The 3031-nt window shown below is 43.1% G+C and carries 3 protein-coding genes; all 3 read right to left on the reverse strand.

The features are described 5' to 3' along the window. Nucleotides 1–79 precede the first annotated feature (79 nt). From dat to G470_RS0111425, 3 genes are read right to left on the reverse strand one after another with little or no spacing between them, the layout of a single operon-like run. Complete coding sequence (dat, locus tag G470_RS0111415) at nt 80–937, reverse strand: D-amino-acid transaminase (protein WP_028274904.1); 858 nt, start codon at nt 935–937, stop codon at nt 80–82. After that, the gene (locus G470_RS0111420) at nt 918–2159 is read right to left on the reverse strand and encodes an ABC transporter permease (protein ID WP_028274905.1); all 1242 of its coding nucleotides are present in this window, start codon (nt 2157–2159) and stop codon (nt 918–920) included. Before G470_RS0111420 ends, dat begins: the two co-directional genes overlap by 20 nt. Then, a complete protein-coding gene (locus tag G470_RS0111425) occupies nt 2156–2893 on the reverse strand; it encodes an ABC transporter ATP-binding protein (RefSeq protein ID WP_028274906.1) in 738 nt (245 codons plus the stop codon). The genes G470_RS0111420 and G470_RS0111425 overlap by 4 nt, the downstream gene beginning before the upstream one ends. Nucleotides 2894–3031: the final 138 nt, after the last annotated feature.

Raw genomic sequence — 3031 nt, forward strand, 5'->3', positions numbered from 1 at the left:
CTTTCTATTTGTGTGGTAACTTTTAGAATAAAGGTCTCGTTTCTTTTTGTCCAATAAACAATAGATGACTTACCGAGAACTATTTTACACTAACACAAGCTTTTTCTATCATTGCAACGTATTGTTGTTGTAATTTCTTCGTCCATGTACCAGGAACTCCATCTCCGACTGCTTGATCATCCACCTTCACAATCGGCATGATTTCTTTCGTTGTACTGGAACAGAAAATTTCGTCAGCCGCATACAGCTCCTCTAACGTAAAGGCTTCTTCTCTGACAGGCAGTCCGATTTCTTTTGCGCATTGCAGCCACATTAATTTCGTGATTCCCGCCAGAATCAAATTTCCGTCTGGATGGGTGTACACCGTTCCTTCTTTTATCACAGCCAGATTGGCCGAAGAGCATTCGGTCACGATTCCATCACGGTGCAGGACAGCTTCTTCCGCGTTTTTCTTATACGCTTCATGTTTGGCCAATACATTTCCAAGCAAACTGGTGGATTTGATGTCACATTTTAACCATCGTTCATCTTTTTCAACGCTGACCGCAATGCCCTTTTTCATTTTTTCGGTGTCTCTTGCAGCTACTGTAAGCGAACCAGTGACAATCGGCTCCACACCCGCTTCTGGGAATAAATGATTACGAGGCGAAGAAATCCCTCTGGTTATCTGTAAATATAAATCTCCGGTATGAATATGATTGATGTCTAAAAGTGCAGTGACAACTTCTTTTAACTCTTTTCGTTCATATGGAATCATCAACTCAATTTTGTCTGCGCTTTTGAACAAACGGTCAATGTGTTCATCTAAACCGAAATACGTTCCATTGTAGGCCCGGATCACTTCATAGATTCCGTCGCCAAATTGGTACCCTCTGTCTTCCATCTCAATTCTGACTTGTTCACGGTCTACTATGTTTTTATTCCACAGTACTTTCATAATGTCCTCCTTTTTTCTTGAGGCGGTATGGGACATATAGTCTCACAAAGAGACACGAAAAAACACTAAACGCCAGCAACAAATACAAACTGTTCATGAAACCGAGAGAAATCCAACCAGCCGCCCAAAATAGTCCACTTGTAATCAAAAGCAGGAGCAACAACACTTTCTGCACAGCCGCTATTTTACCGGATGCAACCAAAGGATACAATCGAAGCAAAAGGGACTCGTCAAAATGATAGTATAATGGAATCAATTGGAAACCAATTAAATAGAGACCTATCACGCCAATTGCGATTCCTATCTCTGTCCAATCCACCAACCAAATCAGAACCGCTCCTATCCCGGTTAACCGGAAAAACAGCCCACTGTAAGAAGAACCTCGAACAAATCCCCGCAAGTATAAATACAAATACGGCGAATTTTTTTGGGTTGGAATCCGCTGAATGAATGCATCCGCCCATTTTCTTCTTTTAGGCCGGTCCGTCAATGCCGGGATATCAGTAAACAAATTGATGAAGCGGTAAATCCGTTGCAGTCTCGCTTTTTCGGTTTGTATCGCTTCTTCCCATTGCAAACGATTGGATTGGTGCACTTTCTTGTAAAAGTACCTCAATCCAACATTCCCTGCCAATGCAACCGGCAACCCTGTCCACACAGAAACAAATACCATTAGAAAAAGGACCAGTAAAAACAATCCATAAATTCCTACTGCACACTGATTCTTCCGGCGTTTGGAGGCGATTTTCAATGAGGCCGCCTGCCAATCCAGTTCACTGTCTTTAAGGATCCACAGTGTGCCAGCGACCACTAACCAATGAGAAAATTCCGCTTCTCCCAGAGCAACCAACAACGGCATGGCCGCCGCCGATCCCAATAAAAGCAGAGAAGCCGGCAAGATAAAACTCCGCCTTTTCAACTTCTGCATGACTCGTCCCATCTCTGTCTCCAATGGCAGCAGGAAGACCATATCGGCCGGCTGCAGCAATGTGGCAAAGCGTCCTACAAAAAGTGCGGCGAATAATAAGAGCCAAATGACTATGCGGGGGAAGACAGCTTCCGGGGAAAGCGTCTTGACATACTCCGAATAACCGTACCCTCCCGCTCCGAGAATCAACAAAAGCAACAAAACAAAATGATCGTTGAACACATACTTCAAATACTTAAACAGTTTTTTTTGATGCGTTCGTTCTCTTTTCTTCCAGAAATCCATCAACTTCATCCGACATGCTCCTTACTTGTCGCGACAACATAGATGTCATCAAGTGTGGAAGAAGGCATATCGTATTGATCCTGGAGCTGTTCCAGCGTTCCGACCGCAATGGCTTTTCCTTGATGAAGGATGACAAATCGGTCACAGTACCTTTCCGCCGTCGACAACACGTGTGTCGACATTAAAATGGATGCCCCTTCTTTCTTTTTCTCTTCCAACCGTTTCAGCATGGTATTGATCGCAATTGGATCGAGTCCTAAAAACGGTTCATCAATCACATACAGGTCCGGATTAATCAAAAAAGCACACACAATCATGACTTTTTGTTTCATGCCTTTTGAAAAATATGAAGGAAACCATTCCAACCGGTCCTGCAGTTGAAATGCCGACAGTAGCTCATCTGCCCGGTCCCATGCTTCTTTTTCGCCAATTCCGTACGCCATGGCGGTAATTTCAATATGTTCTTTCAATGTCAGTTCTTCATATAAAGCCGGGGTCTCTGGCACGTAGCCAATTTTTTTACGATACATCTGAGGATTATTCCGTAAGGATAACCCATCCACCGTCACACTGCCTTCAAAGGGTTCTAGAAGGCCTATAATGTGTTTGATAGTGGTACTTTTTCCGGCTCCATTCAACCCGATTAAGCCGATTATTTCACTGTCATCCACTTCAAACGATACTTGATTCAATACAGGAAACTGTGTGTATCCTCCTGTAAGGTTATTGATTTTTAGACCCATTCGTTCTGCCCCTTTCGACTATCTGGTCTCATTTTATCATAATCCGATGAGTTTGAATCGTAGATTTCCTTCCTTTTTTCCCGAAGAGTGTCTATGTGTAAAATAGTTGTCGGAAAGTAAAATAGTAGGGTAAGAAAT

The organism is Atopococcus tabaci DSM 17538 (assembly GCF_000429585.1).
GTDB lineage: Bacteria > Bacillota > Bacilli > Lactobacillales > Carnobacteriaceae_A > Atopococcus > Atopococcus tabaci.